The 26,980-nt window shown below is 70.8% G+C and carries 30 protein-coding genes; 16 read left to right on the forward strand and 14 right to left on the reverse strand.

The features are described from left to right. Positions 1-15 precede the first annotated feature (15 nt). Complete coding sequence (locus tag QTI33_RS28905; protein ID WP_286509895.1) at positions 16-606, forward strand: NADPH-dependent FMN reductase; 591 nt, start codon at positions 16-18, stop codon at positions 604-606. A 112-nt stretch (positions 607-718) separates the two neighbouring features. Beyond that, entirely contained in the window at positions 719-1,132 is a 414-nt protein-coding gene (locus QTI33_RS28910) for a hypothetical protein (protein ID WP_286509896.1), read from the forward strand. Positions 1,133-1,142: 10 nt separating this feature from the next. On the opposite strand, the gene hslO is transcribed toward QTI33_RS28910, so the two are convergent. Both hslO and QTI33_RS28920 read right to left on the reverse strand, forming a co-directional pair. Beyond that, on the reverse strand, positions 1,143-2,141 hold the full coding sequence (gene hslO / locus QTI33_RS28915; RefSeq protein ID WP_286509897.1) for an Hsp33 family molecular chaperone HslO: 999 nt from the start codon (positions 2,139-2,141) through the stop codon (positions 1,143-1,145). Between the two features lie 23 nt (positions 2,142-2,164). Further along, entirely contained in the window at positions 2,165-2,689 is a 525-nt protein-coding gene (locus QTI33_RS28920) for a gamma carbonic anhydrase family protein (RefSeq protein ID WP_286509898.1), read from the reverse strand. A gap of 40 nt (positions 2,690-2,729) precedes the next feature. Between QTI33_RS28920 and QTI33_RS28925 the strand changes: the two genes are divergently transcribed. Further along, the gene (locus tag QTI33_RS28925) at positions 2,730-3,533 is read left to right on the forward strand and encodes a ferritin-like domain-containing protein (protein WP_286509900.1); all 804 of its coding nucleotides are present in this window, start codon (positions 2,730-2,732) and stop codon (positions 3,531-3,533) included. Between the two features lie 6 nt (positions 3,534-3,539). Here the strand turns inward: QTI33_RS28925 and QTI33_RS28930 are convergent, their stop codons facing one another. The 6 genes from QTI33_RS28930 to QTI33_RS28955 all read right to left on the reverse strand — a co-directional run bounded on the left by QTI33_RS28930 (position 3,540) and on the right by QTI33_RS28955 (position 8,843). Beyond that, positions 3,540-4,001 (reverse strand): MaoC family dehydratase, encoded by a 462-nt coding sequence (locus QTI33_RS28930; protein WP_286509901.1) that lies wholly within the window; start codon positions 3,999-4,001, stop codon positions 3,540-3,542. Between the two features lie 36 nt (positions 4,002-4,037). Further along, complete coding sequence (locus QTI33_RS28935) at positions 4,038-5,171, reverse strand: thiolase family protein (protein ID WP_286509902.1); 1,134 nt, start codon at positions 5,169-5,171, stop codon at positions 4,038-4,040. A gap of 89 nt (positions 5,172-5,260) precedes the next feature. Beyond that, a complete protein-coding gene (locus tag QTI33_RS28940) occupies positions 5,261-5,824 on the reverse strand; it encodes a TetR/AcrR family transcriptional regulator (RefSeq protein ID WP_286509903.1) in 564 nt (187 codons plus the stop codon). A gap of 51 nt (positions 5,825-5,875) precedes the next feature. Further along, positions 5,876-6,850, reverse strand: coding sequence for a Bug family tripartite tricarboxylate transporter substrate binding protein (locus tag QTI33_RS28945; RefSeq protein WP_444814901.1), 975 nt, complete (start codon positions 6,848-6,850; stop codon positions 5,876-5,878). Positions 6,851-6,887: 37 nt separating this feature from the next. Beyond that, complete coding sequence (gene xerD / locus QTI33_RS28950) at positions 6,888-7,802, reverse strand: site-specific tyrosine recombinase XerD (RefSeq protein ID WP_286509905.1); 915 nt, start codon at positions 7,800-7,802, stop codon at positions 6,888-6,890. Between the two features lie 66 nt (positions 7,803-7,868). Continuing rightward, positions 7,869-8,843 (reverse strand): tripartite tricarboxylate transporter substrate binding protein BugE, encoded by a 975-nt coding sequence (locus QTI33_RS28955; protein ID WP_286509907.1) that lies wholly within the window; start codon positions 8,841-8,843, stop codon positions 7,869-7,871. Positions 8,844-8,936: 93 nt separating this feature from the next. Between QTI33_RS28955 and QTI33_RS28960 the strand changes: the two genes are divergently transcribed. Beyond that, the gene (locus tag QTI33_RS28960; RefSeq protein ID WP_286510031.1) at positions 8,937-9,854 is read left to right on the forward strand and encodes an AEC family transporter; all 918 of its coding nucleotides are present in this window, start codon (positions 8,937-8,939) and stop codon (positions 9,852-9,854) included. Positions 9,855-9,873: 19 nt separating this feature from the next. Further along, complete coding sequence (locus QTI33_RS28965; protein WP_286509909.1) at positions 9,874-10,302, forward strand: hypothetical protein; 429 nt, start codon at positions 9,874-9,876, stop codon at positions 10,300-10,302. Here QTI33_RS28965 and queG read toward each other — a convergent pair. After that, on the reverse strand, positions 10,289-11,359 hold the full coding sequence (gene queG / locus QTI33_RS28970; protein WP_286509911.1) for a tRNA epoxyqueuosine(34) reductase QueG: 1,071 nt from the start codon (positions 11,357-11,359) through the stop codon (positions 10,289-10,291). The two genes, QTI33_RS28965 and queG, sit on opposite strands and share 14 nt — an antisense overlap. Here queG and tsaE point away from each other — a divergent pair. Both tsaE and QTI33_RS28980 read left to right on the forward strand, forming a co-directional pair. Continuing rightward, positions 11,345-11,842 (forward strand): tRNA (adenosine(37)-N6)-threonylcarbamoyltransferase complex ATPase subunit type 1 TsaE, encoded by a 498-nt coding sequence (gene tsaE / locus QTI33_RS28975; protein ID WP_286509913.1) that lies wholly within the window; start codon positions 11,345-11,347, stop codon positions 11,840-11,842. The genes queG and tsaE overlap by 15 nt on opposite strands. Next, positions 11,839-13,305 carry an N-acetylmuramoyl-L-alanine amidase gene (locus tag QTI33_RS28980; protein ID WP_286509915.1) on the forward strand — a complete coding sequence of 489 codons (1,467 nt, stop codon included), beginning with the start codon at positions 11,839-11,841 and terminating at the stop codon, positions 13,303-13,305. Before tsaE ends, QTI33_RS28980 begins: the two co-directional genes overlap by 4 nt. 10 nt (positions 13,306-13,315) lie before the next feature. On the opposite strand, the gene QTI33_RS28985 is transcribed toward QTI33_RS28980, so the two are convergent. From QTI33_RS28985 to QTI33_RS28995, 3 genes are read right to left on the reverse strand one after another with little or no spacing between them, the layout of a single operon-like run. Next, on the reverse strand, positions 13,316-14,284 hold the full coding sequence (locus QTI33_RS28985; RefSeq protein ID WP_286509916.1) for a Bug family tripartite tricarboxylate transporter substrate binding protein: 969 nt from the start codon (positions 14,282-14,284) through the stop codon (positions 13,316-13,318). Positions 14,285-14,335: 51 nt separating this feature from the next. Continuing rightward, positions 14,336-14,701 carry an AtuA-related protein gene (locus QTI33_RS28990; protein WP_286509917.1) on the reverse strand — a complete coding sequence of 122 codons (366 nt, stop codon included), beginning with the start codon at positions 14,699-14,701 and terminating at the stop codon, positions 14,336-14,338. Further along, on the reverse strand, positions 14,698-16,083 hold the full coding sequence (locus tag QTI33_RS28995) for an acyclic terpene utilization AtuA family protein (protein WP_286509919.1): 1,386 nt from the start codon (positions 16,081-16,083) through the stop codon (positions 14,698-14,700). The genes QTI33_RS28990 and QTI33_RS28995 overlap by 4 nt, the downstream gene beginning before the upstream one ends. A gap of 69 nt (positions 16,084-16,152) precedes the next feature. Between QTI33_RS28995 and QTI33_RS29000 the strand changes: the two genes are divergently transcribed. From QTI33_RS29000 to QTI33_RS29010, 3 genes are all read left to right on the forward strand, one after another. After that, complete coding sequence (locus QTI33_RS29000; RefSeq protein WP_286509923.1) at positions 16,153-17,067, forward strand: LysR family transcriptional regulator; 915 nt, start codon at positions 16,153-16,155, stop codon at positions 17,065-17,067. Positions 17,068-17,188: 121 nt separating this feature from the next. Then, positions 17,189-17,470: a YMGG-like glycine zipper-containing protein gene (locus tag QTI33_RS29005; protein WP_286509924.1), complete on the forward strand. Its 282-nt coding sequence runs from the start codon at positions 17,189-17,191 to the stop codon at positions 17,468-17,470. An 85-nt stretch (positions 17,471-17,555) separates the two neighbouring features. Beyond that, positions 17,556-18,908: an alpha/beta hydrolase family protein gene (locus QTI33_RS29010; protein WP_286509926.1), complete on the forward strand. Its 1,353-nt coding sequence runs from the start codon at positions 17,556-17,558 to the stop codon at positions 18,906-18,908. Positions 18,909-18,915: 7 nt separating this feature from the next. Here the strand turns inward: QTI33_RS29010 and QTI33_RS29015 are convergent, their stop codons facing one another. Further along, complete coding sequence (locus QTI33_RS29015) at positions 18,916-19,563, reverse strand: DedA family protein (RefSeq protein WP_286509928.1); 648 nt, start codon at positions 19,561-19,563, stop codon at positions 18,916-18,918. 49 nt (positions 19,564-19,612) lie between these two features. On the opposite strand from QTI33_RS29015, the gene mutL reads away from it, so the two are divergent. From mutL to QTI33_RS29035, 4 genes are all read left to right on the forward strand, one after another. Further along, positions 19,613-21,472, forward strand: a complete 1,860-nt coding sequence (mutL, locus tag QTI33_RS29020) for a DNA mismatch repair endonuclease MutL (protein ID WP_286509930.1) — start codon at positions 19,613-19,615, stop codon at positions 21,470-21,472. A 161-nt stretch (positions 21,473-21,633) separates the two neighbouring features. Continuing rightward, on the forward strand, positions 21,634-22,599 hold the full coding sequence (locus QTI33_RS29025) for an alpha/beta hydrolase (RefSeq protein ID WP_286509931.1): 966 nt from the start codon (positions 21,634-21,636) through the stop codon (positions 22,597-22,599). A 45-nt stretch (positions 22,600-22,644) separates the two neighbouring features. Further along, the gene (gene miaA / locus QTI33_RS29030) at positions 22,645-23,622 is read left to right on the forward strand and encodes a tRNA (adenosine(37)-N6)-dimethylallyltransferase MiaA (RefSeq protein WP_286509933.1); all 978 of its coding nucleotides are present in this window, start codon (positions 22,645-22,647) and stop codon (positions 23,620-23,622) included. Then, positions 23,619-24,266: an ABC transporter ATP-binding protein gene (locus tag QTI33_RS29035; RefSeq protein WP_286509936.1), complete on the forward strand. Its 648-nt coding sequence runs from the start codon at positions 23,619-23,621 to the stop codon at positions 24,264-24,266. Before miaA ends, QTI33_RS29035 begins: the two co-directional genes overlap by 4 nt. On the opposite strand, the gene QTI33_RS29040 is transcribed toward QTI33_RS29035, so the two are convergent. Further along, complete coding sequence (locus QTI33_RS29040; RefSeq protein ID WP_286509938.1) at positions 24,263-25,228, reverse strand: threo-3-hydroxy-L-aspartate ammonia-lyase; 966 nt, start codon at positions 25,226-25,228, stop codon at positions 24,263-24,265. The genes QTI33_RS29035 and QTI33_RS29040 overlap by 4 nt on opposite strands. 126 nt (positions 25,229-25,354) lie before the next feature. On the opposite strand from QTI33_RS29040, the gene QTI33_RS29045 reads away from it, so the two are divergent. Continuing rightward, on the forward strand, positions 25,355-25,711 hold the full coding sequence (locus QTI33_RS29045) for a YciI family protein (RefSeq protein ID WP_286509940.1): 357 nt from the start codon (positions 25,355-25,357) through the stop codon (positions 25,709-25,711). Beyond that, the gene (locus tag QTI33_RS29050; protein ID WP_286509942.1) at positions 25,708-26,949 is read left to right on the forward strand and encodes an RNA polymerase sigma factor; all 1,242 of its coding nucleotides are present in this window, start codon (positions 25,708-25,710) and stop codon (positions 26,947-26,949) included. The genes QTI33_RS29045 and QTI33_RS29050 overlap by 4 nt, the downstream gene beginning before the upstream one ends. Positions 26,950-26,980 lie beyond the last annotated feature (31 nt).

Here is a 26,980-nt window from a genome sequence, read left to right on the forward strand (position 1 = left end):
AAGGGGGAAGACGCAATGAGTGACAAGATCCTGGTGTTCTACGGCTCCTACCGGTCGGACCGCATGGGCATCCGCCTGGCCGACTACCTGGTCGCCGGCCTGCGGGCGCGGGGCGCCGAGGCCGATCTGGTGGACGCCATGCAGGTCGGCCTGCCGATGCTCGACCGCATGTACAAGGAATACCCGAAGGGCAGCGCGCCGGCGCCCATGGAGGCCCTGGCCGAGAAGATCCGCACTGCCGACGCCTTCGTCTTCGTGACCGGCGAGTACAACTGGGGCCCGCAACCCGGCCTCAAGAACCTGACGGACCACTTCCTCGAAGAGTGGTTCTGGCGCCCGGCCGCGGTCGCCAGCTATTCGGCCGGGCGCTTCTCCGGCGTTCGCTCGGGCACCGTGTGGCATTCGATCCTGTCCGAGATGGGCATGGTCGTCGTGTCGAGCACCCTCGCGGTCGGTCCGATCTCGCAGACGCTCGATGCCGATGCCCGGCCGACCAGCGGCGCGGGCGAAGCGCTCGATCGGTCTTTCGTGCGTTTCGCCGACGACCTGGCATGGTGGACCGAGGCCGCGCGCGCGCAGCGGACGAAGAAGGCGCCCCCCTACTAGGGGCCGCAGCAGCCGATCCCGCACGTGACAGGATGTCAACGCTGTCCACCGGCACCGCGGCCGGGGCGTTAGGACTACCATGGGCGTTTTCGCGCCCCTTCCGGAGACATCCTTGAGCTTTCATCGCGCCGCATTCGCCAACTGGGCCGCTTCGGCCGCCGTCGTGGCGGCCACCCTGTCGATGGCCGCGGCCGCCCATGCCGAAGTCAATTTTTCGATCGGCGTCGGTGGCCCGGTCTACGAGCAACCGGCCCCGGTCTATGTGAATCCGCCGCCGGTCTACTACCAGCCCGCGCCGCCCGTGTACTACCAGCCCGCGCCACCGGTGTATTACCAGCCGGCGCCGCCGGCCTACTACCAGCCACCGCCGCCCGCCTACTACCGCCCGGCGCAGCCCTACTACCCGCCGTCCGGTGGACGGCCAAGGCTGAGCGACATGCAGCAGCGCGCGCTGGACAACTGCAGCCTGCTGGCCCCGCGCGAACAGGGAAGGTGCCGGGCCACGGTCCTGTCGACCACCCGCTAGCGCCCTGCCCCTACTGAACCACGGCGCTTCCCGGCATCTGGTCGCCAGGCGCCGTGAAGATCTGCGCCGCATCGACCGCGTCGAAGCGGTACTGCTTGCCGCAGAAGTCGCAGCCGACCTCGATCTCGCCGCGCTCGGCCAGGATGCCCTCGGCCTCCTCGATGCCCAGCCCGCGGATCATGTTGGCAACCCGGGCGCGGCCGCAGGTGCAGGCGAAATGCGGCCCCAGCAGGCCGGCCTGCGGCTCGAAGCGCAGCAGCTTTTCTTCCCAGAACAGGCGGCGCAGGATGGTGTCGACATCGAGCGTCAGCAGTTCGTCGCGTGTCAGGCTGGACGCCAGGATCGAGATCCGGTTGTAGTCCTCGTTGCGCCCGATCTGGTCCTCGTTGGCCTGGTCGTGGTCGCTGCCCGAGGTGCCTTCGAGATTGCCCTCCCCCTTGACCGGCAGGCGCTGGATGAGCAACCCCGCCGCCACCTTGTCGTCGGCGGCCAGCACCAGCGTGGTGTCGAGTTGCTCGCTTTGCAGCATGTAGTGCTGCAGCACCTCGCTCAGGCGCCCGAGCTTCTCGCCATGGTCGCCGAACAGCGGCACCACGCCCTGGTACGGGGTGGCGCCCGGCAGCTTGTCCTTGGGGTCGAGCGTGATCGCGCAGCGGCCCTTGTTGCCCGCGTTGACCATCTCGGGCAGGCGGGCATCGGCCGGCAGGTCGCCGACCACCTTGGCGGTGGCGCGCAGGCTCAGGTCGGGCTTGGCCTCGGCCACCGCGATCTTGACCGGCCCGTCGCCGAAGATCTGCAGGATCAGCGCCCCGTTGAACTTGATGTTGGCCTGCATCAGCGCGGCCGCTGCCGTCATCTCGCCCAGCAGTTCGGCCACCGGCGGCGGATAGGCGCCGGTGGCGGTGTTCGACGCCCGCCGCGCCAGGATTTCCTGCCAGGCATCGGTCAGGCGGACGATCATGCCGCGCACCGGCATGCCGTCGAACAGGAACTTGTGCAACTCACTCAAGGGGAACTCGCTCTCCCGCCGTGTCAGGCGATCTTCTTCAGGCCCTTCGCGAAGCGATGGGCGTTTTCCACATAGTGCTCGGCGCTCTGCCGCAGCTTGGCGGCAGCCGCATCGTCGAGCGTGCGCACCACCTTGGCCGGCGAGCCGATGATCAGCGAGTTGTCGGGAAACTCCTTGCCCTCGGTCACCACGCTGCCAGCGCCAACGATCGAATTGCGGCCGATCTTCGCGTTATTCAAGACCACCGCCTGGATCCCGATCAGCGAGTTGTCGCCGACTGTGCAGCCATGCAGCATGACCTGGTGGCCCACCGTCACGTTGTCGCCGATGGTCAGCGGGCAGCCGACGTCGGCATGCAGCACCGACAGGTCTTGGATGTTGCTGTTGCGCCCGATGCTGAGCACCTCGGTGTCGCCACGCAGCACGGCGCCGAACCAGACGCTGGCGTTCTCGGCCAGCTTCACGTTGCCGATGACCTGGGCGCTGTCGGCGACCCAGGCGCCGTCGGCCAGTTGCGGCGCCACGCCGTCGAGTTCGTAGAGGGCCATCGCGAGTGTCTCCAATTGAACGAAAACTAGAATTGTAGGGATGCATCCCCGTCTTGGCGCCCTGGCCGCGCTGCGCCTCACCGACCCCGAAGCCAAGGTCGCCGCCACCCGCGCGGCCTGCGCCTCCCTCGGCCCGCAGCCGCTGGACCTGCGGCCGTTGCGCACGGCAGGCGACGACGCCGCCGTGCCCGGCCGGCCCGAGCGCCCGCTGCGGGTCTCGGCCACCGCGGTCGAGAAGCGCTCGCCGTTCACGCCAGAGGGGCGCGCCGCGCTGATCCATTCGATCTGCCACATCGAGTTCAATGCGATCAACCTGGCGCTCGATGCCGCCTGGCGCTTCGACGGCATGCCGGAGGATTTCTACCGCGACTGGCTGCGCGTCGCCGACGAGGAGGCGCAGCACTTCACCTTGCTGCACGAGCACCTGCAGGCGATGGGCCACCGCTACGGCGACTTCACCGGCCACGACGGCCTGTGGGCCATGTGCGAGAAAACCAAAGACGACATCGTGGCCAGGATGGCCCTGGTGCCGCGCACCCTCGAGGCGCGCGGCCTCGACGCGACGCCGCTGATCCAGGCCAAGCTGCGTCGCGTGAACACGCCCGATGCGCTGGCGGCCTGCGCCATCCTCGACATCATCCTGCGCGACGAGATCGGCCACGTGGCCATCGGCAACCGCTGGTACCGCTGGCTGTGCGAGCGCGACGGATTCGATCCGGTCGCGCACTACCGCGTGCTGTATCGGCGGCACGAGGCGCCGCGCCTGCGGGCGCCGTTCAATCTCGAGGCCCGCGCCCTCGCCGGCTTCACCGAAGAAGAACTCGGCGCGCTCGCGCAACCCTGAAGCTGCTCAAGCCGGCCGCCGCGACACCACCAGCTTGGGCGAGAAGCGCTGCACCACTTCGCCGCGCTGGTTGAGGGTGTCGCAGCGCATCTGCACCATGCCGCGCCCGGGCTTCGAGCGCGAGGGCGTCACCTCGACCACTTCGCTTTCGACATGCAGCACATCGCCCGGCCGGGTCGGCCGGGGCCAGCTCAGTTCGCCGCCCGAGCCGATCACGCCGTCGGCGAGCGGGATGCCGCTGTCGACCAGCAGCCGCATCGTGATCGCCGCCGTGTGCCAGCCGCTGGCCGCCAGGCCCTGAAAGAAGGTGTGCTTGGCGGCCTCGGGGTCCAGGTGGAAGGGCTGCGGGTCGAAGCGGGTCGCGAAGTCGATGATCTGCGCGGCGTCCAGCGCATGCTCGCGGCTGGTGAAGCGGTCGCCGGGCTTCAGGTCTTCGAGGTACAGCTTCGGGGCGTCGGTGGCGGGCATGTCGGTCTCCTCATGTCGTTGCAGCGGCCCGGGTCTTCAAACCCGCTCGAGCACGGTCGCGATGCCCTGCCCGCCGCCGATGCACTGGGTGGCCAGCGCATAGCGGCCATTCTCACGCACCAGCAGCGAGGCTGCCTTGCCGGTGATGCGGGCGCCGGTGGCACCCAGCGGATGGCCGATCGAGAGGCCGCCGCCGTCGAGGTTGACCTTGGCCGGATCGAGCCCGAGGTCGCGGATGCAGGCCAGCGCCTGCGACGAGAAGGCCTCGTTGATCTCGATCACGTCGAGGTCGGCCACCGCCAGCCCGGCGCGCGCCAGCGCCTTGCGCGTGGCCGGGATCGGGCCGATGCCCATCACCGCCGGATCGACGCCGACCGACGCGAACGACCGGATCCGCGCCAGCGCCTGCAGCCCGTGCCGGGCCGCGAAGGCGTCGCTCGTGACCAGCACCGCCGCGGCGCCGTCGGTCAGCGGCGACGAGGTGCCGGCCGTGACCACGCCGTCGGGCCGGAACGCGGGACGCAAGGCCGCCAGCGCCTCGGCCGAGGTCGCGGGCCGGATGCAGCCGTCGGCCTCGACGCGGTCGCCGTTCGGCAGCGCGATGGCGACGATCTCCCCGGCCAGCCGGCCCTGCGCGCGCGCCTCGGCGGCCTTGCGGTGGGATTGCACCGCCAGTGCCTCCTGGTCGCCGCGGCTCACGTTCCAGCGCTGCGCCACGTTCTCGGCGGTCTCGCCCATCGAGATGTAGGCGTCGCTGCCGGCCAGCAGTTCGGGGTTGGGCGAGAAGTTGAAGCCGCCCTGGGGCACCATCGTCATCGACTCCACCCCGACACACAGGAAGGCGTCGCCCATGCCGGCCTCGATCTGCGCGGCCGCGATGTGCACCGCCTGCATCGACGAGCCGCAGAAGCGGTTGACCGTCATGCCGCCGACCTCCTGCGGCAAGCCGGCCAGCAGCCCGACGATCCGCGCCAGGTTGTTGCCCTGTGCCGCTTCAGGGTAGGCACAGCCGAGGATCAGGTCCTCGATCAGCGCCGGGTCGAGATCGGTGCGCGCGAGCAGGCCACCCACCACCTGCGCGGCCAGCGTGTCGGGCCGGACCTCGGCCAGGGCGCCCTTGCGGGCGAAATGGAAGGGGGAACGGGCATAACCGGCGATGACGGCTTTCATGGATTTTTCTCCGATTCGCTACCAACCAATAGGTAGTTTATGTTGACAAAAAAGAGGCACGCCTGGCGTGCCGCTAGCTCACGCGCTGTTCAGGCCGCCAAGGACGGCCTCAGTTGTTCGATGGCCTCGTCGAAATCCTCGACCCGGCCGGTCATCCGCGCCGCGAGCAACGCACCCTGGCAGACGGCGAACACGTAGGCGGCCGACGCCGCGGTGCGCCCGCCCGGCGACAAGGCGCCCAGCACGCCGCTGAGCCACAGGATCTGCGTGCCGCGCAAGTCGCGCACGGCGCCCCGCAGTTCTTCGTCGATGCAGTCCCAGCCCGGTGCCAGCGCGCCGGCGGGGCAGACGCTCTCGCCGGCACGCAGGCCGTTGCGGTACATCCGGAAGTAGGCCTCCAGCGCGGCCTGCGGCGCGCGCGGCTTGGCGGCGGTCCAGTCCTTGAAGGCCTGGGTCGCGGTGCGCAGCACCTCGACGCCGAGCGCCTCCTTGGTCGGGAAGTGGTGGTAGAGGCTGGCCTTGCGGATGCCGACCTGGTCGGCCACGTCCTGGAAGCTGAAGCCGAGGTAGGAGCGGGTCTGGATCAGTTCCCGCGCCACCTGCAGGATCTGCTCGCGGGTGGTGGCACCGGCCAGGGTGTTTGCTGCGATCATCTACCTACTATAAGGTAGGCAATCCAGGAAATCAAGCCGGGCCGTACAGGCTCAGTCCGACCGGATGCCCGCCGCCTTCACGATCTTGCCGTTGTTCGCGTACTCGCTCGCGATCTGGTCGGCGAAGCTGTCGGCCCGGCCCCCGGTCGGCACGTTGTCGGTCGCCAGCAGCTTGGCGCGCAGGTCGGGGCTGGCCAGCGCCTTGTTGATCTCGACGTTGTACTTCTCGATCAGGATGGCCGGCGTGCCGGCCGGCGCGAAGACACCGAACTGCGAGGACAGGTTGGCCGCCGGATAGCCCAGCTCGGCCAGCGTCGCGACCTTGGGCAGGGTGTCCAGCCGCGCCGGGGCACCGACCGCCAGCGGCCGCAGCCTGCCGGCCTGGATCTGCGCCGAGACGGTCGGCCCGGCATTGGTCGACAGCACCTCGAACTGGCCGCCGAGCGCGTCGTTGAGCTGCTGGCCGCCGCCCTTGTACGGAATGTGCGTGATGTCGACCTGGGCCGCCGCGCGCAACTGTTCGAGCACGACGTGGCCCAGCGATGCCTGTCCGGAGGTGGCCCAACGGACCGCGCCCGGACGCGCCCGGGCGTCGTCCAGCAGGCTGCGCAGGTCGCGCGTGCCGGTCGCCGGCGTGGCCAGCAGCAGCACCGGCGAATACATCACGCTGGCGACCGGCGCGATGTCCTTGATCGGGTCGAAGGGCGAGCGGCCCAGGTGCGGGTTCAGCACCAGCGGGCTGATCGCCGAAAAGCCCAGCGTGGCGCCATCGGGCGCCGCCTTGGCGACCGCGTCCATGCCGATGGTGCCGCTGGCGCCGGCCTTGTTCTCGACCACCAGCGTGCTGCCCAGCTGGGCCGCCAGCTTGTCGGCCAGCGCCCGGGCGACCACGTCGCTGACGCCCCCCGAGGGATAGGCGACCACCAGCCGGATGGTCTTGGGGACCACCTGCGACAGCGCAGCGCCCGAGGCCAGCATCAGGCCCAGCGCCGCGACGAGCGGTGCGGGACGCAACTTCAGAGACATCGTGAAAACTCCTGGATTCATGCTGCGCATTGTCGTTTCAGCCTCGCGGATGGTGCCGGGCGTGCATCTGCTTGAGCCGCTCGCGCGCCACGTGGGTGTAGATGGTGGTGGTCGAGATGTCGGCATGGCCCAGCAGCAGCTGGACCGCGCGCAGGTCGGCGCCGTGGTTCAGCAGGTGGGTGGCGAAGGCATGCCGCAGCGTGTGGGGCGACAGCGGCACGTGGATGCCGGCCGCCAGGGCGTTCTTCTTCACGATGACCCAGAACATCACGCGCGTCATGCCGGCGCCGCGTGCGGTCACGAACAGGTCGGGCGTCTGCTGGCCGTCGAGGATCAGCGGCCGGGCGTCGTGCAGGTAGCGCTCGATCCAGCGCCGCGCCTCGCCGCCGAAGGGCACCAGCCGCTCCTTGCTGCCCTTGCCGAGCACCCGGATCACGCCGTCGTTGAGGCTCAGCTCGAACACCTTGAGCGACACCAGTTCGCTGACCCGCAGGCCGCTGGCATACATCAGCTCGAGCATCGCGCGGTCGCGCAGGCCCAGCGGCGTGTCGATGTCGGGCGCGGCCAGCAGGTCGTCGACCTGCTGCTCCGACAGCGTCTTGATCGCGCGCGGCATCTGCCGGGCCGGGGCCAGCCGCAGGCTCGGGTCGGCCGCAATGCGATGCTCGCGCAGGGCCCATCGGTAGTAGCGCTTGAACACCGTGAGCCGGCGGTTGGCCGAGGTCGCCTTGCCTTTGTCGGACAGGCGGGCGCCCATGTAGGCCTGCAAGTCGTTCTCGAGCGCGGCGTTCAGCGGCTTGCCGCGCTGCGCGTGCAGCCACTGGGCGAACAGCGCGAGATCGCGGCGGTAGGCGGCCAGCGTGTTCTTCGACAGGCCGTCCTCGAGCCACAGCGCGTCGACGAAATCGTCGATCTCCGGGATCTCGAGCGGTGCTGCGATGGCCTCTGTCATGGGGCGCAAAGATAGCAAAAAGAAAAGCCGCCCCGGAGGCGGCTTCGCAAAGGGCGCGGATCGCGCTCAGTCGAGTTGCAGCTTCTGCTTCACGACGACCTGCTTGTAGACCTCGTACTCGGCCTTGATCTGGGCGGCGAACTGCTCGGGCGTGTTGGCCACGATCAGCGAACCGGTGTCCTCGATGCGCTTGCGCACGGCCGGGTCCTCGACCGACTTCTTGACGCCGGCGTTGATCTTGTCGACCACTTCCTTCGGCAGGCCCTTGGGGCCCAGGATGCCGTAGTAGGCCATGCGGTTGACCGGCTCCAGGCCGACCTCCTTGAAGGTCGGCACGTTCGGCAGCGCCGCCAGGCGCTGCGGGGCCGACACCACGATCGGCACCAGCTTGCCGCTCTGGATGAAGGGCAGCGCCGACGGGATGTTGTCGAACATGATCGCCACCTGCCCGGCCACCACGTCGTTCAGCGCCGGGCCGGCGCCGCGGTAGGGAATGTGCGTGACGTAGGTGTTGGTCAGGCTCTTGTAGAGCTCCATGAGCAGGTGGCCGATGCCGCCCGTGCCCGAAGACGCGTACGAATACTTGCCGGGGTTCTTCTTGAGCTCGGCCACGAACTCGGCGTAGTTCTTGGCCGGGAAGCTCGGGTGCACCGCGATGATGTTCGGCGTCGCCGCGATGTTGACGATCGGCGTGAAGTCGTTGATCGGGTCGTACGGCGTCTTCGGGTTGATGGCCGGGTTGGCGGCGGTGCTCGACACCGTGGCCACGCCGAGCTTGTAGCCGTCCGGGGCGGCCCGTGCCGTTTCGGTGGCGCCCACGATGCCGCCGCCACCGGCCTTGTTGATCACGATCACGCTCTGGCCGAGCGCCTTGCCGAGCGGCTCGGAGATGACGCGCGCCACGATGTCCGTGGTGCCGCCCGGGGCGAACGGCACCTGCAGTTCGACCGGCCGGGTCGGGTAGCCCTGCGCCCAGCTGGAACCGGCGAGTGCGAACAGCGCGGCGGCGCCTGCGAGCGCGCTCCATTGACGACGATGCATTGAATAGCCTCCTCGGGCCGAGAAACGAAAAGGCGGATGCTAACGGGTGAAGGCCCCGACCCACCCCGTGGATAACCCACGGACGACGCGGATATCCTCGAAGCGGTGAACTATGCCCAGCTCCTCTTCCCCGACTTCTCCCTCATCGCCTGTGGCTGGCTGCTGTGCCGCTACACCCCCTTGGATCGCCGCGTCTGGGACCAGGTCGAAAGCCTGGTCTACTACTTTCTTTTCCCGGTGCTGCTGTTCCACTCGATCGTGCGCAGCCCGCTCGACTTCGGCGCCACATCGAACCTGCTGACGGCAGGCGTCGGCGTCGGCCTGTGCGGCATCGCGATGTCCTATGCCCTGCCCTTCCTGCCCGGCATCGGCGCCCACATCGACCGCCGCGACCACGCCGCCAGCGCGCAGATCGCATTCCGCTTCAACTCCTTCATCTGCCTCGCGCTGGCCGACCGGGTCGCGGGGCCCGAGGGCCTGCTGATGATCGCGGTGCTGATCGGCGTCTGCGTGCCCATGTTCAACATCGCGGCGGTCTGGCCGATGACGCGCCACGCCCAGACCGGCCTGGCGCGCCAGCTGCTGCGCAACCCGCTGATCATCGCCACCGTCACCGGACTGATCGCCAACCTGCTGGGGTTGGGCGTGCCGACCTGGCTCGAGCCGACGCTCACGCGCATCGGCGCGGCCTCGCTGGCGCTGGGCCTGATGGCCGCCGGCGCCGGGATGCAGTTCGCGACCATCGCGCGCGGCAAGGTGCTGGCGCTGTCGGTGCTGACGATCCGGCACCTCCTGCTGCCCCTGATCGGCTGGGGCCTCGCGGTGGTGCTGCAGCTGCATCCGGCCCAGGCCGCGGTGCTGCTGACCTTCTCGGCCGTGCCGACCGCCTCCAGCGCCTACGTACTGGCGGCGCGCATGGGCTACAACGGCCCCTACGTCGCCGGGCTGGTGACGCTGTCCACCCTGCTCGGCGTGGCCAGCCTGCCTTTCGCGCTGGGGTTGATCCGCTAGGACCCGCTACGATGCAGCGATGCGCTTCCCGCTCCTGGCCGTCCTCGCCGCATCGTCGCTGACGGTGGCGGTCCAGGCGCAGGAGTACACCCGCTACCAGGGCGCCTGGAGCGGGCCCTTCCTGTTCTACGTCGTGCAGCAGGACACCGGCACCCAGGGATCGCCCGAGGTCTTCGCGGGCACGCTGCAAATCGAGATCGACGGCGCGGTGCGGGGCGCGGTGCCCGACGCGGCTTGCACCCTGGCCGGCTCGAGCATGGACTACATCACGCCGGCCAATGCCTCGATCGACGTGGTGGCGAGTGGCTGCCGCGATGCGCGCTTCAACGGCCACTTCGTCGGCAAGCTGATCCTCAACCCGCAGCTGAAGTACGCATCGATCCGGCTCAGTTCGATGCGCTCGCTGGACGCCGGCACGGCCCAGATCTCGGCCATCATCCGGCACTGACCGCCAGCGCCCAGGCCACGTGCTCGCGCACCAGCGCGCTGGCATCGTCGCTGCGGCTGGCCAGCGCGGCGCGGGCGCCTGCGTCGCCGGCGCGCAGCGCGTTGCCGAGCGCCACCGCCACGTTGCGCAGCCAGCGTTCGTGGCCGATGCGGCGGATCGGGCTGCCTTCGGTGAAGCGCAGGAAGTCGGCCTCGGTCCAGGCGAACAGCTCGCCCAGCTGCCGGCCCGTGAGGCCGTCGCGGGCATCGAAGTCGGGCAAGGCGCTCTTCTTGGCGAACTTGTTCCAGGGGCAGGCCAGCTGGCAGTCGTCGCAGCCGTAGATGCGGTTGCCGATCAGCGGCCGCAGCTCGAGCGGAATCGCACCGGCATGCTCGATCGTCAGGTAGGAGATGCAGCGCCGGGCGTCGAGCCGGTGCGGCGCGACGATCGCGCGCGTCGGGCAGATGTCGATGCAGGCGCTGCAGCTGCCGCAGTGCGGCGTCACCGACTCGCTCGGCGGCAGCGCCATGTCGACGTAGATCTCGCCGAGGAAGAACATCGAGCCGGCCTCGCGGTCGAGCACCAGCGTGTGCTTGCCGCGCCAGCCCTGGCCGCTGCGCGAGGCCAGCTCGGCCTCCAGCACCGGCGCCGAATCGGTGAAGGCGCGGTGGCCGAAGGGCCCGACCTCGTCGGCGATGCGCTCGGCCAGCTTCGCCAGCCGCACGCGCAGCACCTTGTGGTAGTCGCGGCCGCGGGCATAGAGCGAGACGATGCCTTCGGCGGGACGCGCGAGCCGGGCGAATTCGATCGCCTGCCAGTCGTCCGGGGTGGCGCGCGGCAGGTAGTCCATGCGCGCCGTGATGACAGAGACCGTGCCCGGCACCAGCTCGGCCGGCCGCGCGCGGCGCGTGCCGTGGGCGGCCATGTAGTGCATGTCGCCGTGAAAGCCTTCGGCCAGCCATTGCATCAATCCGGCCTCGGCGCTCGACAGGTCGACACCGGCGATGCCGATTTGGGAGAATCCGAGCTCCCGGGCCAAGGCCTGAATCCTGTTGACGATTTGATGGCTGCCGATCACCTGCCGATTGTAGAAACGCACAGCGCCACCCAGGCCTGGCGCACCGAGGCCGACACCGAGGCCCTGGCGCTGGCGCTGGCGCGCTCGCCCGCGCTGCGCGACGCCTTCGTCTCGCTGCAGGGCGACCTCGGCGCCGGCAAGACCACCTTCGTACGGCACCTGCTGCGCGCGCTCGGGATCGCCGGGCGCATCAAGAGCCCGACCTACGCGGTGGTGGAGCCGCACGAGGCACCCGATGGCCTCGCCATCTTCCATTTCGACTTCTATCGCTTCAGCGATCCGCGCGAATGGGAGGACGCCGGATTCCGCGACATCTTCGCGGGTCCGGGCCTCAAGTTGGCCGAATGGCCCGAAAACGCCGCCGGGCGCATCCCCCTTGCGGACCTCGCTATTAAAATCGAAGCAATGACCGACGACACCCGCACCGTGACCCTGCGCGCCCACACCGAGCGAGGCACGCGCCTGCTCGCAGCCATTGCATGAAGGCGAGCGGACTGAAGCGGCGCGTGCTGCTGCAGGGCGGCAGCGTGGCGCTGTTGCTGGGCCTGCACGAGATCGCCCGCGGCGCCACCATCATGGCGGTGCGGGTATGGCCGGCGGCCGACTACACCCGCGTCACGATCGAATCCGACGGCCGGCTCAGCTCGCAGCAGCTGGTGGTCGGCAGCCCGCCGCGGCTGGCGGTCGACATCACCGGCATCGAGCTCAACCCGGCCCTGCGCGAGCTGGTCGGCAAGATCAAGCCCGACGACCCCTTCATCAACGGCCTGCGCGTCGGCCAGTTCGCACCCGGCGTGGTGCGCATCGTGTTCGACCTCAAGCAGGCGGTGGCGCCGCAGGTGTTCTCGCTGGCGCCGGTGGCGGCCTACCGCGACCGGCTGGTGCTCGACCTCTATCCGCAGCAGGCCGCCGACCCGCTCGAGTCGCTGATCGCCGAACGCATGCGCGAGGCGCCCAAGACAGCGCCCCCCGATGCGGCGACGGCCTCGTCGTCGCCGCCCGCCGCGGGCGCGGTCGATCCGCTGGGCGACCTGATGGCCCAGCAGGCCGCACGGCCGCCCGCGCGCACTGCGCCGCAGGGTGCGCCGCCGCAGGTGTCGGTCTCGCAGGCCAATCGCCCCTCGGCGCCGGTCGGCCCGATGCCGATGCCGATGCCGCCCCTGGCCAGCGCGCCGGCGCCGGCTGAGCCGCCGACCCGGGGCGCGACCGCGAGCCAGACCGATCGCATCATCATCGTCGCGCTCGATCCGGGCCACGGCGGCGAAGACCCCGGCGCCATCGGCTCCAACGGCACGCGCGAGAAGGACATCGTGCTGCAGATCGCGCACCGGCTGCGGGCCCGCATCAACGCCAGCAGCGTCAACGGCAATCCGATGCGCGCCTTCCTCACCCGCGACGCCGACTTCTTCGTGCCGCTGGGCGTGCGCGTGCAGAAGGCGCGGCGGGTGCAGGCCGACCTGTTCGTCAGCATCCATGCCGATGCCTTCACCACCCCCGACGCGCGCGGCGCCAGCGTGTTCGCGCTGAGCCAGGGTGGCGCGTCGAGCAGCGCCGCGCGCTGGCTCGCCAACAAGGAGAACCAGGCCGACAAGGTCGGCGGCGTGAACGTCGGCAACCACGAGGTGCAGGTGCAGCGCGCGCTGCTCGACATGAGCACCACGGCGCAGATCAACGACAGCCTCAAGCTCGGCGGCGCGATGATCGGCGAGATCAAGGGCATCGGCGCCCGGCTGCACAAGGGGCAGGTCGAGCAGGCCGGCTTCGCGGTGCTCAAGGCGCCCGACATTCCCAGCGTGCTGGTCGAGACCGCCTTCATCAGCAACCCCGAGGAAGAAGCCAAGCTGCGCAGCACCGCCTACCAGGAAGAACTGGCCGATGCGCTGATGCGCGGCATCCAGCGCTACTTCGCGCAGAACCCGCCGCTGGCGCGCAGCCGGCAGCTGTAGCGCGGGGGGCCTACTCGGCCTCGATCCCGGCCGCCTTCACGATGCGGCCCCACTTCTGCGATTCGGCAGCCTGGAACTTCGCCAGTTCCTCGGGCGAGCTGGTGAAGACCTCGGTCCCGGTGGGCTCGTAGAACGCGGCCTTCGCGGCCTCGCTCTTGGCTGCCTTCACCAGCAGTTCATTGAGCCGCTTGACCACCGCGGGCGGGGTCTTCGCCGGTGCATAGGCGGCGAACCAATACCCCATCTCGTAGCCCTTCACACCGGCCTCGGCGATGGTCGGCACATCGGGCGCCAGCGGCGAGCGCTTGGCGCCCGAGACGCCCAGCGCCCGCAGCTTGCCGGCCTTGACCTGCGGCAGGCCGGTGGCGGTGTCGGTGATCATCATGTGGATCTGGCCGCCCAGCAGGTCGGTCACGGCCAGCGTGTTGCTCTTGTAGGGCACGTGCAGCAGCTGGATGCCGGCCATCTGCTGCAGCAGCTCGCCGGCCATACGGCTCGACGAACTGCCGCTGCCGAAGCTGTACTTGCCCGGCTCCCTCTTCGCCAGCGCGATGAACTCGGCGACGGTCTTGGCCGGGAAGGAGGGATTGACCACCATGATCTGCCCGCCCTTGCCGAGCGCCGCGACCGGCGCGTAGTCCTTCACCGGGTCGTAGGGCAGCTTCTTGAACAGGTGCTCGTTGGCCGCGTGCGTGGTGTTGGTGGTGATCAGCACGGTGTAGCCGTCGGCCGGGGCCTTGGCGACCTGCTGCGAAGCGATGAAGCCGCTGGCGCCGGCCTTGTTGTCGATGACCACCGGCTGCTTCGTCTCGGCCGTGATGCCGTTGCCCAGCGCACGCGCGATCTGGTCGGTCGCGGTGCCGGCCGCGAACGGAACGACGAAGGTGATGGCCTTCTCGGGAAAGGTCTGGGCCAGGCTCAGCAGGGGCGCAAGGGCCAGGGCAGCGGCCGCAAGCACGGTCGGTTTGAGGCTTTTCATTGTCTGTCTCCGGGAAGTTGGAATGGTTGGAAAGCAAGATGCGTCAGGCGCTCACGGCGGCGCCGGGCCGGCCAGCAACCCGGCCAGCGAGGGCGGCACCTCGATCGGCATGTCGAGCAGCAGGAAGGACAGCGCCTTGCCGTGGGTGTCGAGGTTCAGCGCATCGTTGACGCCGCCGTCGAGCACGCCGTCGAGCACGAAGTTCATCGCCTGCAGCTTGGGCAGCAGGAAGCGCTGGACCCGGCTCGGCGCGCGATGGATGAACCGGGCCGCCACCCGCTCCGGCGTGAGCTGCGCCACCAGCAGCGGATAGAGCGCGGGGTGCCAGGCGATGACGCTGATGTTGGAGCGGTCGCCCTTGTCGCCGGTGCGGCCGTGGGCGACCTGGTAGAGCGGGACGGTGATGTCATGGTTCACAGTGCGGGCTCCTCGATCATTTCGAAACCCACCGGCACCGCCTCGCGCGGCAGCAGGCACGAGAGCGTGTTGAGCCGCGGCGTGAGCGTGGTGCGGACGCCGCCGCCGCCGGCCGGCCCGCAGGTGTAGAGCGCCATGACCTCGCGCCCCAGCCGCTCGGCCTGCGCCCGCTCGGCATGGGTCGCGGCGACGCGCAGGCGGATGTCGCGCAAGCCCGCGTCGGGCGTGGCGGCGAGCGCATGGCCGGCATCGTCGCCCAGGATGCTGAGCGCGCCGATCAGGTCGACCCGCAGCGCGAAGCCGTCGAGCCGCTGCCGCAGCACCTCGGCCGCCAGCCGGGCGCGCGCCTCGGCGCGCGGGCCGGCATAGGAGATCTCGCCCTCGGCCAGCCAGCCGCCTTCATGGCAGACATTGACCTTGTAGTGGCTCGGCCGCGGATGGCCGCGCACACCGCGCAGCGCCACCCGGTCGGGGCCCAGCGCCTCGACCTCGGCCTCGGCGATGTCGGCCACCACGTCGGGTGTCAGGTAGCCGGCAGGATCGTGCACCTCGTAGAGCAGTTGCTCCTTCACGGTCGCCTCGGTGACGAGGCCGCCGGTGCCGTCCGCCTTGCCGATGATGCAGCGGCCGTCGGCGTCGATCTCGGCGATCGGGAAGCCGACCTGCGCCAGGTCCGGCACTTCCTTGTAGCCCGGATCGGCGAAGTAGCCGCCGCAGACCTGCGCGCCGCATTCGAGCAGGTGGCCCGCCATCGTGGCCCGGCCGAGCTTGTCCCACTCGTCGCTGCGCCAGCCGAAGTGGGACATCGCCGGGCCGACCGCGAGCGAAGGATCGGCCACCCGGCCGCAGACCACGACCTGCGCCCCGGCGTCGAGCGCGGCGGCGATCGGCTCGGCGCCGATGTAGGCGTTGGCACTGACCAGCCGGATGCCGTCCATGCGCTCGCCGATTTCACGCCGCAGCAGCGCCCGCTGCGCCGGCGCCGAGAGGTCGTCGCCCGCCACCACCGCGATCCTCGGCGGCGCGATGCCGAGCTCGCGCGCCAGCCGCGCGATGTGGCGGGCGGCGGCGCGTGGATGGGCGGCGCCGAAGTTGCTCACGATGCGGATGCCATGCGCCAGGCAGCGCGCCAGCACCGGGCGCAGCATGGCGTCGAGCAGCGGCTCGTAGCCGGCCTCGGGGTCGGCGCGGCGGCGCAGTTGCGCCAGCGCCAGCGTGCGCTCGGCCAGGGTCTCGAAGATCAGGAAGGCGCGCTGGCCGGCGGGCCCCTGCGCGAGGCGTGCGATCAGCGTGTCGACGACCGGACCGGCCGCGTCGGTGCGGTCGCCGGAGAAGCCGGCGGCACAGCCGATCAGGAGCGCGGGGTGGTCGATGGGGTTCATGGGCGTACTCTAGGCCTGCGAATGTCATCCGTGAAATCGAAAGTTCGGATAGATTCATCCAAGATCCAAATGAAACACCCGGACCTCTCCAGCCGCCAGCTGCGCGCCTTCCTGGCCCTCGCCGACCAGCGCAACTTCACCCGTGCCGCCCAGGCCAGCCATTTGTCGCAGCCCGCCTTCAGCACCTTGATCCGCACCCTCGAAGAGGCGCTGGGCACCCGGCTGTTCGATCGCGACACGCGCAGCGTGCAGCTCACCCCCGAAGGCCGGCTGTTCGAGGGCCCGGCGCGGCGCCTGCTGGACGACATGGGCAGCGCACTGGCCGACCTGGCCGACCACGTCGAGCGCCGCACCGGCCGGGTGCGGGTGGCGGCCCTGCCCTCGCTCGCGGCCGGCTGGCTGCCGGCGATCTTCAAGGAGTTCCAGCAGCAATGGCCCGGCATCACGCTGGAACTCGACGACGCGCTGTCCGACGCCTGCATCTCGCAGTTGCGCGGCGGCCGGGTCGATTTCGCGCTCGCGGCATCGGATGCGGGCACCGCATCGGCCAGCGACCTGATCGCACGGCGGCTGTGCAGCGACCGCTTCCACCTGGTCTGCCGCGCCGACCATCCGCTCGCCACCGAGCCGCGCCTGACCCTGAAGAAGCTCGCGCCCTGGCCCTTCATCCAGATGACGCGCAACAGCAGCGTGCGCCAGTCGATCGACGCGGTGCTGCATCCGCTGCGGCTCAACGCCACCTTCGAGGTCGAGCATCTCGCGACCGTGATGGGGCTGGTCGAGGCCGGCCTGGGCATCAGCGCCGTGCCGGCCCTGACGCTGTTCCATTTCCGGCGCGAGTCCCTGGCCACGCGGCCGCTGGTGCATGCGGCGCTGCAGCGCACGGTCCACATCGTGCGGCGGCGCGAAGGCAGCCTGTCGGTGGCGGCGCAGGCCTTGCACGACCTGATCGTCGCACGCCTGGGCGGCCTCAAGCCCGGCTGAGGGCGTGCTTGTCGCGCACGCAGCGACCGCAGATTCGGGCAAGACCCCGGGGCCGGCTCCTACATGCGCGGCGCCGTTTCCTCGAACAATGAATCCACCCAATCACTGAAAGGTGGACATCATGAAGACGAGACTCTGGATCGTGGCCGCAGCGGCCACCGGCGTCATGACCTTGGCGGGCTGTGCCAGCGGCCCCAACCAAAACCTCGGCACCGCGGGTGGTGCGGTTGGCGGTGCGCTGATCGGCAACGCCATCGGCGGCAACACGGCCGCGACGGTCGGCGGTGCGGCGGTCGGCGGGCTGATCGGCAACCAGGTCGGCAAGAGCGTCGACCAACGCAACGACCAGCGCCGCTACTACCCGTCGAACACCTACTACCCGAACAACGGCCCGAGCTACTGACCGGCCGGGCAGATCGTGTCGATTGTGGAGCGCGCCCTCGGGCGCGCTTTTTTTGTTCGCAAACCGCAGCACGTATAAACGCGGCATGAGACCACTGACGACCCTGTTCACCGTCGCCGCTGCGCTGCTGCTCGGCGCATGCGCATCGACGACCGGCAGCCCGGCCGCAGCCACCGCCGCCGCCCCGTCGAGCACCGCCTGCCCCGCCGGCATGCCGCCCCACACGCGCTGCTACAGCGGACAGGACAGCGCCGGCGCCTTGTTCTGGGTCGCGATTCCCGCCGACTGGAACCGCGTGCTCGTGATGCACGCGCACGGCGGCCCCGAGCTCGGCGCACCGACGCTGGCGCGTGCCACCGAAGACTTGCAGCGCTGGGCCGTGACTGTCAAGGCCGGCTATGCCTGGGCCGGCTCGACCTACCGCCGCGGCGGCTACGGGGTCACGATGGCGGCCGAGGACACGGAGCGCCTGCGCGCCTGGTTCGTGCAGAACTTCGGCGCCCCGCGGCGCACCGTGCTGCACGGCCAGAGCTATGGCGCCGGCGTCGCCGCCAAGGCGGCCGAGCTCTATGCCCGGGTCGACGGCGGCAAGGGCCCCTACGACGGCCTGCTGCTGACCAGCGGCGTGCTGGGCGGCGGTACCCAGGCCTACGACTACCGGCTCGACCTGCGCGTGGTCTACCAGTACGTCTGCAACAACCATCCGTTGCCGACCGAGCCCGCCTATCCGCTCTGGCAGGGCCTGCCGCGCGACTCGACATTGAACAGCGCCGAACTGGCACGGCGCATCGATGCCTGCACCGGCGTGCGCAAGCCCGCCGCCGACCGCAGCGCGCAGCAACGTGCCAACCTGCAGGCGATCCTTTCGACGGTCAAGATTCCGGAGCGCTCGCTGGTCGGCAACATGAACTGGTCGACCTTCCTGTTCCGCGACCTGGTCCAGGAGCGGCTCGGCGGCGGCAATCCCTTCGGCAACACCGGCGCCGTGTACAGCGGCTCGCGCGACGACGCGCTGCTCAACACCGCGGTGCTGCGCTATCGGGCCGACCCGGCCGCGGTGGCCCGGCTGGCGGCCGACAGTGACCCGACCGGCCGCGTCGACATCCCGACCTTGAGCCTGCATGCGATCGACGACCCGACCGCATTCGTGGAACTCGAATCGGCCTACCGCACGGTGCGCGAACGCGCCGGCACGGCCGGCTTGCTGGTGCAGACCTTCAGCCGCGAATCGGAACACAGCTACCTGGGCGATGCCGAGTACCCGGCGCTCTTCGCTGCGCTGCTCGACTGGATCGACCACGGCACGAAGCCGACGCCGGCCGACATCGAGGCCCGCTGCAAGACCTTCGAGCCGGGCTTCGGCAAGGGCTGCCGCATCGATGCGGCCTACGCGCCGCAGCCGCTGTCGGCGCGCGTGCCGGCGCGCCAGCGACCGTAGCGGCTCGTCAGCGGGCGGCCGAAGTGCGGCGGGCGCGCCAGGCGCCGAACAGCGCGATCAGCCCCGGCACGAAGATCAGCGCCCAGATGACCTTCTCGAGGTTGTCCTTGACGATCGGCAGGTTGCCGAAGAAATAGCCGATGGTGCACAGCCCCACCACCCACAGCAGCGCACCCGCCACGTTGAACAGCGTGAACTTGGTGCGCGTCATGTCGGCCACCCCCGCCACGAAAGGCGCGAAGGTGCGGATGAAGGGCAGGAAGCGCGCCGCGATGATGGTCACGCCGCCGTAGCGCTCGTAGAAGGCGTGCGCCTGGTCGAAGGCCCGGCGGTTGAAGAAGCGCGAGCTCTCCCACTGGAACACCTTGGGCCCGAAGAAGCGCCCGATGCTGTAGTTGCACTGGTCGCCCAGGATCGCCGCCGCCAGCAGGATCGGCACCGCCAGCCCGAAGCTCATCAGGCCCGCGCCGCACAGCGCACCGACGATGAACAGCAGCGAATCGCCGGGCAGGAAGGGCATCACCACCAGCCCGGTCTCGACGAACACGATCAGGAACAGCAGCGCGTACACCCAGGTGCCGTAGGCGATGACGAAGGCTTCGAGATGTTTGTCGACATGCAGGATGAAGTCGATGAGAAAGCTGATGATTTCCATGGCGCGCATTATCCCGGTGCGGCGCGGCAGGCCCTTCTAGAATGTCCCCGTGAGTGCCCTCCCCTCTTCCCTCGCCCCCGCCGCGCGGCGGCCGATCCGCGAACTCCCCGACGAACTGATCAGCCAGATCGCGGCCGGCGAAGTGGTCGAGCGGCCGGCCTCCGTGGTGCGCGAACTGCTCGACAACGCGCTCGACGCCGGGGCCCGGCAGATCACGCTGCGGCTGTCGGCCGGCGGGGTGCGGCTGATCTCGGTGGAGGACGATGGCCTGGGCCTGCCGCGCGAGGAGTTGCCGCTGGCGCTGCGCCGCCACGCCACCAGCAAGATCGCCAGCCTGAACGACCTCGAGACCGTCGGCACCATGGGCTTCCGCGGCGAGGCGCTGGCCGCCATCAACGCCATTGCCGAGCTCAGCGTGCTGTCGCGCTTCAGCGGCGCCGACGGTGCCTTCGCGCTCGACGGCCGCACCGGCGAACTGCGCCCGGTGGCCCGCGCTACGGGCACCACGGTCGAGGTCCGCGAACTGTTCTTCGCCACCCCGGCGCGGCGCAAGTTCCTGAAGACCGATGCCACCGAACTGGCCCATTGCATCGAGGCGGTCCGGCGCCATGCGCTGGCGCGCCCCGAGGTCGGCTTCTCGATCTGGCACGAGGGCCGCCTGGTCGAGCAGTGGCGCGCCGCCGGCGGGCGCGACCAGCGCCTGGCCGACACGCTCGGCGACGACTTCGTCAAGCGCAGCGTGGTGGTCGAGCGCGAGGGCGGCCCGGTGCGCGTCAGCGGCCGCGCCGGCATTCCGGACGCCGCCCGCTCGCGCGCCGACCAGCAGTTCTTCTATGTCAACGGCCGCTTCGTGCGTGACAAGGTGCTGGCCCACGCCGTGCGCAGCGCCTACGAGGACGTGCTGCACGGCCAGCGCCAGCCGGTCTACGCGCTCTACCTCGAGATCGACCCGGCGCGGGTCGACGTCAACGTGCACCCGACCAAGATCGAGGTGCGCTTCCGCGACGGCCGCGAGGTGCACCAGGCGGTGCGCCATGCCATCGAGGACGCGCTGGCCGCACCGCGGGCCGGCGACGCGGTGGCGGCGCCGGCCGAACCTTTCTTCAAGCCCCGGCTGGCGCCCGCCTCGGCGTCGTGGACGCAGCCCGGCATGCAGTTCGGTGCCGAACGCGGGCTGGGCGACGCGGCGGCGATGTGGCCGGCCGAACGGCGCGATGCGCCGGCCGCGTTCTCGCCGCCCGTCGTCGCCTCGGAGCGCGTGGCGGACGCTTCGGTGGCGCCTGCAACGACCCCGCCTCGGCCCGAACCCGCCGCCGAAGCCGAAGCCTGGCCCCTGGGCCGCGCCCTGGCCCAGCTGCAGGGCATCTACATCCTGGCCGAGAACAGCCAAGGGCTGGTCATCGTCGACATGCACGCCGCCCACGAGCGCATCGTGTACGAGCGCCTGAAAACCCAGCTCGACGGCGCGGCCATCGGCAGCCAGCCGCTGCTCATCCCCGCCACGTTCGCCGCCACCCCCCAGGAAGTGGCGACCGCGGAGGCCTGCGCGACGGTGCTGCCCGCACTCGGCCTCGAGATCACGCCGTTCTCGCCGCGCACCCTGGCGGTGCGTGCCGTGCCCGGCACCCTGGCCGACGGCGACCCGGTGGAGCTGGCACGCAGCGTGCTGGCCGAACTGGCGCTCCACGACGCCAGCACCGTGGTCCAGCGGGCCCAGAACGAGCTGCTGTCCACCATGGCCTGCCACGGCGCGGTGCGCGCCAACCGCAAGCTGACGCTCGACGAAATGAACGCGCTGCTGCGCCAGATGGAAGCCACCGAGCGCTCCGACCAGTGCAACCACGGCCGGCCGACCTGGCGCCAGCTGTCGGTGCGCGAGCTCGATGCGCTCTTCCTGCGCGGGCGCTGAGAGCAGCCTTTCCTTCGCTTACATTTCGCGGATTCAGGCTGGAAAGCAGCCAAAAGCGTTACAAATACTAGGGTTTACCGGGTCATCGGAGCGGTCGGCACGACCGTTGCATGGGGTCTGTTGTTGAACTTTCGGGCTCGCCGCCTGTCCTTCAGCCTTCCATGAAATCCTGGTCACTGTTCGCCTCCACCACCGCCCTGGTCGCCCTGCTGGCCGGCGGCTGTTCGACCCTCGACGAGCGCCAGCGCGAGTGGATCTTCCAGCCCAGCGACCGCAGCTGGGGCAATTCGGAAGCCATGAGCCAGGGCATGGACGACGTCTGGATCGATTTCAAGTCCTCTTTGACCGGCGAGTCCGCCCGCCTGCACGGCCTGTGGCTGGGCGGGGCGCCGGAATCGGCCGACACGCCGGTGCTGCTCTACCTGCACGGCGCCCGCTACAACGTCGCCGGCTCGGCGCCCCGGATGCGCCGCATGCACGAACTGGGCTTCTCGGTGCTGGCCATCGACTACCGCGGTTTCGGCAAGAGTTCGGCCGGCCTGCCCTCGGAAGACTCGGCGCGCGAAGATGCGCTGGCGGCATGGACCTGGCTCGCCGCCCGCCATCCGAAGCAGCCGCGCTACATCTTCGGCCACTCGCTCGGCGGCGCCATCGGCATCGACCTGGCGTCGCGCGTCAACGACGAGAACGGCACCATCGTCGAAAGCACCTTCACCTCGATCGCCGACGTGGCCAGCAGCTTCAAATGGGGCTGGCTGCCGGTCAGGCCCTTCATCACCCAGCGCTTCGAGGCCATCAGCAAGGTCAAGGACATCGGCGCCCCGCTGCTGGTCGTGCACGGCGCGGCCGACAGCCTGATCAACCCGACCCTGGGCCGCAAGCTCTACGACGCCGCGACCGTGCCCAAGATGTTCGTGCTGGTCGAGGGCGGCTCGCACCACAACGCCAACTCGATCGGCCAGGCGCAGTACCGCGCGGCGCTGTCGCAGCTCTTTCGCATGAAGGAGCCGCCGACCGAGACGGCCGTGCAGGGTGGCGAGCCGCTGGTGCCGCCCGCGGCACTGCCGGCCCCAACGCCCGAGGCGACCACCGCGCTGCGCCCGCACCTGCCCACGCCGGCCATCTGAGCCGCCTCGGCGCCTCGGTGCGGCGCGTTTGTTAACCTCGGGCGCATGCCGCCTCCTGCCGCCACGGCCCTCTCCCGCACCGCGCCGCCCGACACGGACCCATTGCGCTACGTGGCGCTCGCCGGACCGACCGCCGCCGGCAAGACGGCGGCCGCCCTGGCGATCGCGCGCCGACGGCCGGTCGAGATCGTCAGCGTCGACTCGGCGCTGGTCTATCGCGGCATGGACATCGGCACCGCCAAGCCCAGCGCGGCCGAGCGGGCCGAGGTGCCGCACCACCTGATCGACATCCGCGACCCGCGCGAGGCCTACAGCGCGGCCGCCTTCGTCGCCGACGCCCGGCGGCTGATCGGCGAGATCTCGGCGCGCGGCAAGCTGGCGCTGCTGGTCGGCGGCACCATGCTGTACTTCAAGGCGCTGGCCGACGGCATCGACGCCATGCCCGCGGCCGACCCGGCGCTGCGCCGGCAGCTCGAGGCCGATGCCGCAGCGCTCGGCTGGCCCGCGATGCACGCCCGGCTGGCCGAGGTCGACGCGGTCACGGCAGCGCGGCTGGCGCCCAACGACAGCCAGCGCATCCAGCGCGCGCTCGAGGTCTGGCATGCCAGCGGCCGGGCGCTGTCGAGCTTCCACGCCGCGGCGCAGTCCGGCGGCGGAACGCCGGCCGCCGCCCTGTTCTCGCTCGAGCCCACCGAGCGCACCTGGCTGCATGCGCGCATCGAAGCCCGCTTCGACGCCATGCTCTCCGACGGCTTCATCGCCGAGGTGCAGGCGCTGCGCGCGCGCGGCGACCTGGTGGCCGACCTGCCGTCGATGCGCTGCGTGGGCTACCGCCAGACCTGGGAGGCGCTCGACGGCGCCTGGCCGATCACCGAGCTGCGCGAGCGCGGCATCGCCGCCACGCGCCAGCTCGCCAAGCGCCAGATGACCTGGCTGCGCAGCATGCCCGGGCGCCATGTCATCGCCGCCGAGGCGCCGGACGCGATCACGCAGGTGGTCCGCCACGTGCTCGAGATCGCATGACGCTGCGCATCACCGACCTGGGCAAGCGCTATGCAGAGACGCCGGTGTTCGAGCACGTCACGCTCGAGGTCGCCGACGGCGAGTTCGTGGCGATCGTCGGCGAATCGGGCGTCGGCAAATCCACCCTGCTCAACTGCATGGCCGGCCTCGACAGCTGGGACGCGGGCCGCGTGGTGCACGACGGCACCGACATCGGCACGCTCGACGCCGACGCGCGCGCGCTCTGGCGGCGCCGGCATGTCGGCTTCGTGTTTCAGGCCTTCCATGTGCTGCCGCACCTGGACGTGGCGCAGAACGTCGCGCTGCCGCTGATGCTGCTGGGGCGCACCGACCCGCCGCGCGTGGCCGCCATGCTCGACGCCGTCGGCCTCGCCGGCCTCGGCCCGCGCCTGCCGCAGCAACTGAGCGGCGGCCAGCTGCAGCGGGTCGCGATCGCCCGCGCCCTGATCCATGCGCCCGCGCTGCTGCTGGCCGACGAGCCCACCGGCAACCTCGACCCGGGCACCGCGGCGCGGGTGATGGACGTGCTGCTGGCCCAGACGCGCGCCCAGGGCGCGTCGCTGGTGCTGGTGACCCACTCCGAGACCGCGGCCGCGCGCGCCGACCGGGTGCTGCATCTGAGTGCGGAAGGGATCCGGATCTAGCTACCGGCGAGCAGCGCCGCGTAGCGGCCCAGATCGACATTGCCGCCGCTCACGATCACGCCGACCCGCTGCCCGCGGATCGCCTCGCCCGCGGCGCAGGCGGCCGCGAAGGCCAGGCAGCCGGTCGGCTCCACCACCATCTTCATGCGCTCGGCGAAGAAGCGCATGCCGTCCACCAGCTGCGCATCGCTGACCGTGAAGATGTCCGTGACGTCGCGCCGGATGATGCCGAAGGTGTACTCGCCCAGATGCTGGGTCTGGGCGCCGTCGGCGATGGTCTTCGGGGTCTCGATGTGGACGATGCGGCCGGCCCGCAGCGACTGCTGGCCATCGTTGCCGGCCTCGGGCTCGACGCCGTAGACCTTGCAGCCGGGGGCCAGCGCGCGCGCCGACAGCGCCGAGCCGCTGGTCAGGCCGCCGCCGCCCAGGCAGACGTAGAGCGCATCGAGCGCACCGACCTCCTCGATCAGCTCCTTGGCCGCCGTGCCCTGGCCGGCGATCACGTCGGGGTGGTCGTAGGGCGGGATCAGCGTCATGCCGCGCTCCTCGGCCAGCCGGCGGGTCAGGGCCTCGCGGTCTTCGGTGAAGCGGTCGTACTGCACCACCTCGGCGCCGTACCCGCGGGTGGCGGCGAGCTTGGCGGCCGGTGCGTCGTTCGGCATCACGATCACCGCCGGCATGCCGAGCAGGCGGGCCGACAGCGCCACCGCCTGCGCGTGGTTGCCGGAGGAAAAGGCGATCGCGCCGGCCTTGCGCTGCGTCGCGTCGAACTTCGACAGCGCATTGAAGGCGCCGCGAAACTTGAAGGCGCCCATGCGCTGGAAGTTCTCGCACTTGAAGAAGAACCGGGCGCCCCAGCGCGCGTCGGCGGTGGAGGAGCGCAGCACCGGGGTGCGGTGCGCCTGGCCTTCGAGCCGCGCGGCCGCGGCGATCACGTCGTCGTAGGTCGGGAGTGAGTGCATGGCGCCGAGCTTACTGCGGCGGCGCCGGAAAAAAAACGCGCCGGCGGCCGCACACTGTCGAAACACGCCCGGCTGCGCCGTCATGGCAGTGAGCGATCCTGCTCGTGTGTCTTTCCCGGAGGTCCCATGCAATACATGCTGATGTTCTACCAACCCCAGTCCGAGTTCGACCAGCGCGACGAGGCGGCGGCCCAGGCCTACCGCGCCGGCTGGATGGACTACGTGGGCGCGATCCGCCAGGCCGGCGTGGTGCAGAACGGCCACGGCCTGCAGCCGCCGCTGACCGGCACCACGCTGCGGGTGCGCGGCGACAAGCGCCAGGTGCAGGACGGCCCCTTCGCTGACAGCAAGGAGCAGCTCGGCGGCTACTTCGTGATCGATGTCGCCGACCTCGACGCCGCCCTCGAATGGGCCGCGCGTGCGCCCTGCGCGAGCACCGGTGGCGTCGAGGTGCGCCCGGTGTTCACGGCCCCGACGATGTGACGGACGACCCCCTGCACGCGGCCCGCGCGGCCGCCGAAGGGGCGGCCCGCCGGTCCTACGGCCGGCTGGTCGCCATCCTGTCGGCGCGCACCCGCGACATCGCGGCGTCGGAAGACGCGCTCGCCGATGCCTTCGCGCGGGCGCTCGAACGCTGGCCGGCGGACGGCGTGCCGGCGCAGCCGGAGGCCTGGCTGCTGCAGGTGGCGCGCAACCGCACGCTCGACGCCTGGCGCCACAGCCGGGTGCAGGACGAGGCCGCGCAGACCCTGCTGCTGCTGGCCGACGAGGTCGGCGACGATCCGGCCGCCGGCGGCGCGGTGCCCGACGAACGGCTGCGCCTGTTCTTCGTCTGCGCCCATCCGGCCATCGATGCCGCGGCCCGGGCGCCGCTGATGCTGCAGACCGTGCTCGGGCTCGACGCCGCCCGCATGGCGGGCGCCTTCCTCAGCGCGCCGGCGACGCTGGGCCAGCGCCTGGTGCGGGCCAAGGCGCGCATCCGGGCGGCCGGCATCCCCTTCGAATTCCCGCGCGCCCCTGACCTGCCGCAGCGCCTGCAGGACGTGCTCGACGGCATCTACGCGGCCTACGGCACCGGCTGGGACGACGTCGACGGCGCCGACGCGTCGCAGCGCGGCCTCACGGCCGAGGCGGTCGAGCTGGGCCGCATCCTCTGCGGCCTGATGCCGGCCGAGGCCGAACCGCTGGGCCTGCTGGCCCTGATGCTGTTCTGCGAAAGTCGCGCCGCCGCCCGGCGCAGCGCCGGCGGCGACTACGTGCCGCTGGACGCGCAGGACATCGCGCGCTGGAACCTGCCGCTGCGCGACCAGGCCGAGCAGGCGCTGCGGCAGGCCGCTGCCCTCGGCGCCTTCGGCCCTTACCAGATCGAGGCCGCGATCCAGTCGGCCCACTGCGCACGCCGCCTCGGTGCGCAGGTCCCTGCCGACGCCCTGGTGGCGCTCTACGACGGCCTGCTCGCCCTGCGCCCCAACACCGGCGCCCGGGTCAGCCGGGCCTGCGCGGTGGCCGAGGCCCGGGGTCCGGCCGCAGGCCTGCGCGAACTCGATGCCATGGCGGCCGCCGAGGTGGCGAGCTACCAGCCCTTCTGGGCCGCGCGCGCCCACCTGCTGGGCCGCGACGGCCAGGCCGCCGAGGCCCGCCTGGCCTATGCCCGTGCGGCCGGCCTGAGCGCCAGCCCCGCCGTGCGGGCCTGGCTGGCCGCCGCGTCGGAGCGGCTCTGACCTCTTCCTGCCGGCGCATCGCGCAGAATGG

Origin of the sequence: Variovorax davisae, assembly GCF_030316845.1 — a bacterium.
Lineage (GTDB): Bacteria > Pseudomonadota > Gammaproteobacteria > Burkholderiales > Burkholderiaceae_C > Variovorax > Variovorax davisae.

Bases quoted from the DNA above. Each gene is read 5' to 3' on its own strand.
- QTI33_RS28905 (WP_286509895.1), top strand. From the start codon at position 16: ATGAGTGACAAGATCCTGGTGTTCTACGGCTCCTACCGGTCGGACCGC.
- QTI33_RS28920 (WP_286509898.1), bottom strand. From the start codon at position 2,689: ATGGCCCTCTACGAACTCGACGGCGTGGCGCCGCAACTGGCCGACGGC.
- QTI33_RS28925 (WP_286509900.1), top strand. From the start codon at position 2,730: ATGCATCCCCGTCTTGGCGCCCTGGCCGCGCTGCGCCTCACCGACCCC.
- QTI33_RS28930 (WP_286509901.1), bottom strand. From the start codon at position 4,001: ATGCCCGCCACCGACGCCCCGAAGCTGTACCTCGAAGACCTGAAGCCC.
- QTI33_RS28935 (WP_286509902.1), bottom strand. From the start codon at position 5,171: ATGAAAGCCGTCATCGCCGGTTATGCCCGTTCCCCCTTCCATTTCGCC.
- QTI33_RS28940 (WP_286509903.1), bottom strand. From the start codon at position 5,824: ATGATCGCAGCAAACACCCTGGCCGGTGCCACCACCCGCGAGCAGATC.
- QTI33_RS28945 (WP_444814901.1), bottom strand. From the start codon at position 6,850: ATGTCTCTGAAGTTGCGTCCCGCACCGCTCGTCGCGGCGCTGGGCCTG.
- xerD (WP_286509905.1), bottom strand. From the start codon at position 7,802: ATGACAGAGGCCATCGCAGCACCGCTCGAGATCCCGGAGATCGACGAT.
- QTI33_RS28955 (WP_286509907.1), bottom strand. From the start codon at position 8,843: ATGCATCGTCGTCAATGGAGCGCGCTCGCAGGCGCCGCCGCGCTGTTC.
- QTI33_RS28965 (WP_286509909.1), top strand. From the start codon at position 9,874: ATGCGCTTCCCGCTCCTGGCCGTCCTCGCCGCATCGTCGCTGACGGTG.
- tsaE (WP_286509913.1), top strand. From the start codon at position 11,345: ATGGCTGCCGATCACCTGCCGATTGTAGAAACGCACAGCGCCACCCAG.
- QTI33_RS28980 (WP_286509915.1), top strand. From the start codon at position 11,839: ATGAAGGCGAGCGGACTGAAGCGGCGCGTGCTGCTGCAGGGCGGCAGC.
- QTI33_RS28985 (WP_286509916.1), bottom strand. From the start codon at position 14,284: ATGAAAAGCCTCAAACCGACCGTGCTTGCGGCCGCTGCCCTGGCCCTT.
- QTI33_RS28995 (WP_286509919.1), bottom strand. From the start codon at position 16,083: ATGAACCCCATCGACCACCCCGCGCTCCTGATCGGCTGTGCCGCCGGC.
- QTI33_RS29000 (WP_286509923.1), top strand. From the start codon at position 16,153: ATGAAACACCCGGACCTCTCCAGCCGCCAGCTGCGCGCCTTCCTGGCC.
- QTI33_RS29005 (WP_286509924.1), top strand. From the start codon at position 17,189: ATGAAGACGAGACTCTGGATCGTGGCCGCAGCGGCCACCGGCGTCATG.
- QTI33_RS29010 (WP_286509926.1), top strand. From the start codon at position 17,556: ATGAGACCACTGACGACCCTGTTCACCGTCGCCGCTGCGCTGCTGCTC.
- QTI33_RS29015 (WP_286509928.1), bottom strand. From the start codon at position 19,563: ATGGAAATCATCAGCTTTCTCATCGACTTCATCCTGCATGTCGACAAA.
- QTI33_RS29025 (WP_286509931.1), top strand. From the start codon at position 21,634: ATGAAATCCTGGTCACTGTTCGCCTCCACCACCGCCCTGGTCGCCCTG.
- miaA (WP_286509933.1), top strand. From the start codon at position 22,645: ATGCCGCCTCCTGCCGCCACGGCCCTCTCCCGCACCGCGCCGCCCGAC.
- QTI33_RS29035 (WP_286509936.1), top strand. From the start codon at position 23,619: ATGACGCTGCGCATCACCGACCTGGGCAAGCGCTATGCAGAGACGCCG.
- QTI33_RS29040 (WP_286509938.1), bottom strand. From the start codon at position 25,228: ATGCACTCACTCCCGACCTACGACGACGTGATCGCCGCGGCCGCGCGG.
- QTI33_RS29045 (WP_286509940.1), top strand. From the start codon at position 25,355: ATGCAATACATGCTGATGTTCTACCAACCCCAGTCCGAGTTCGACCAG.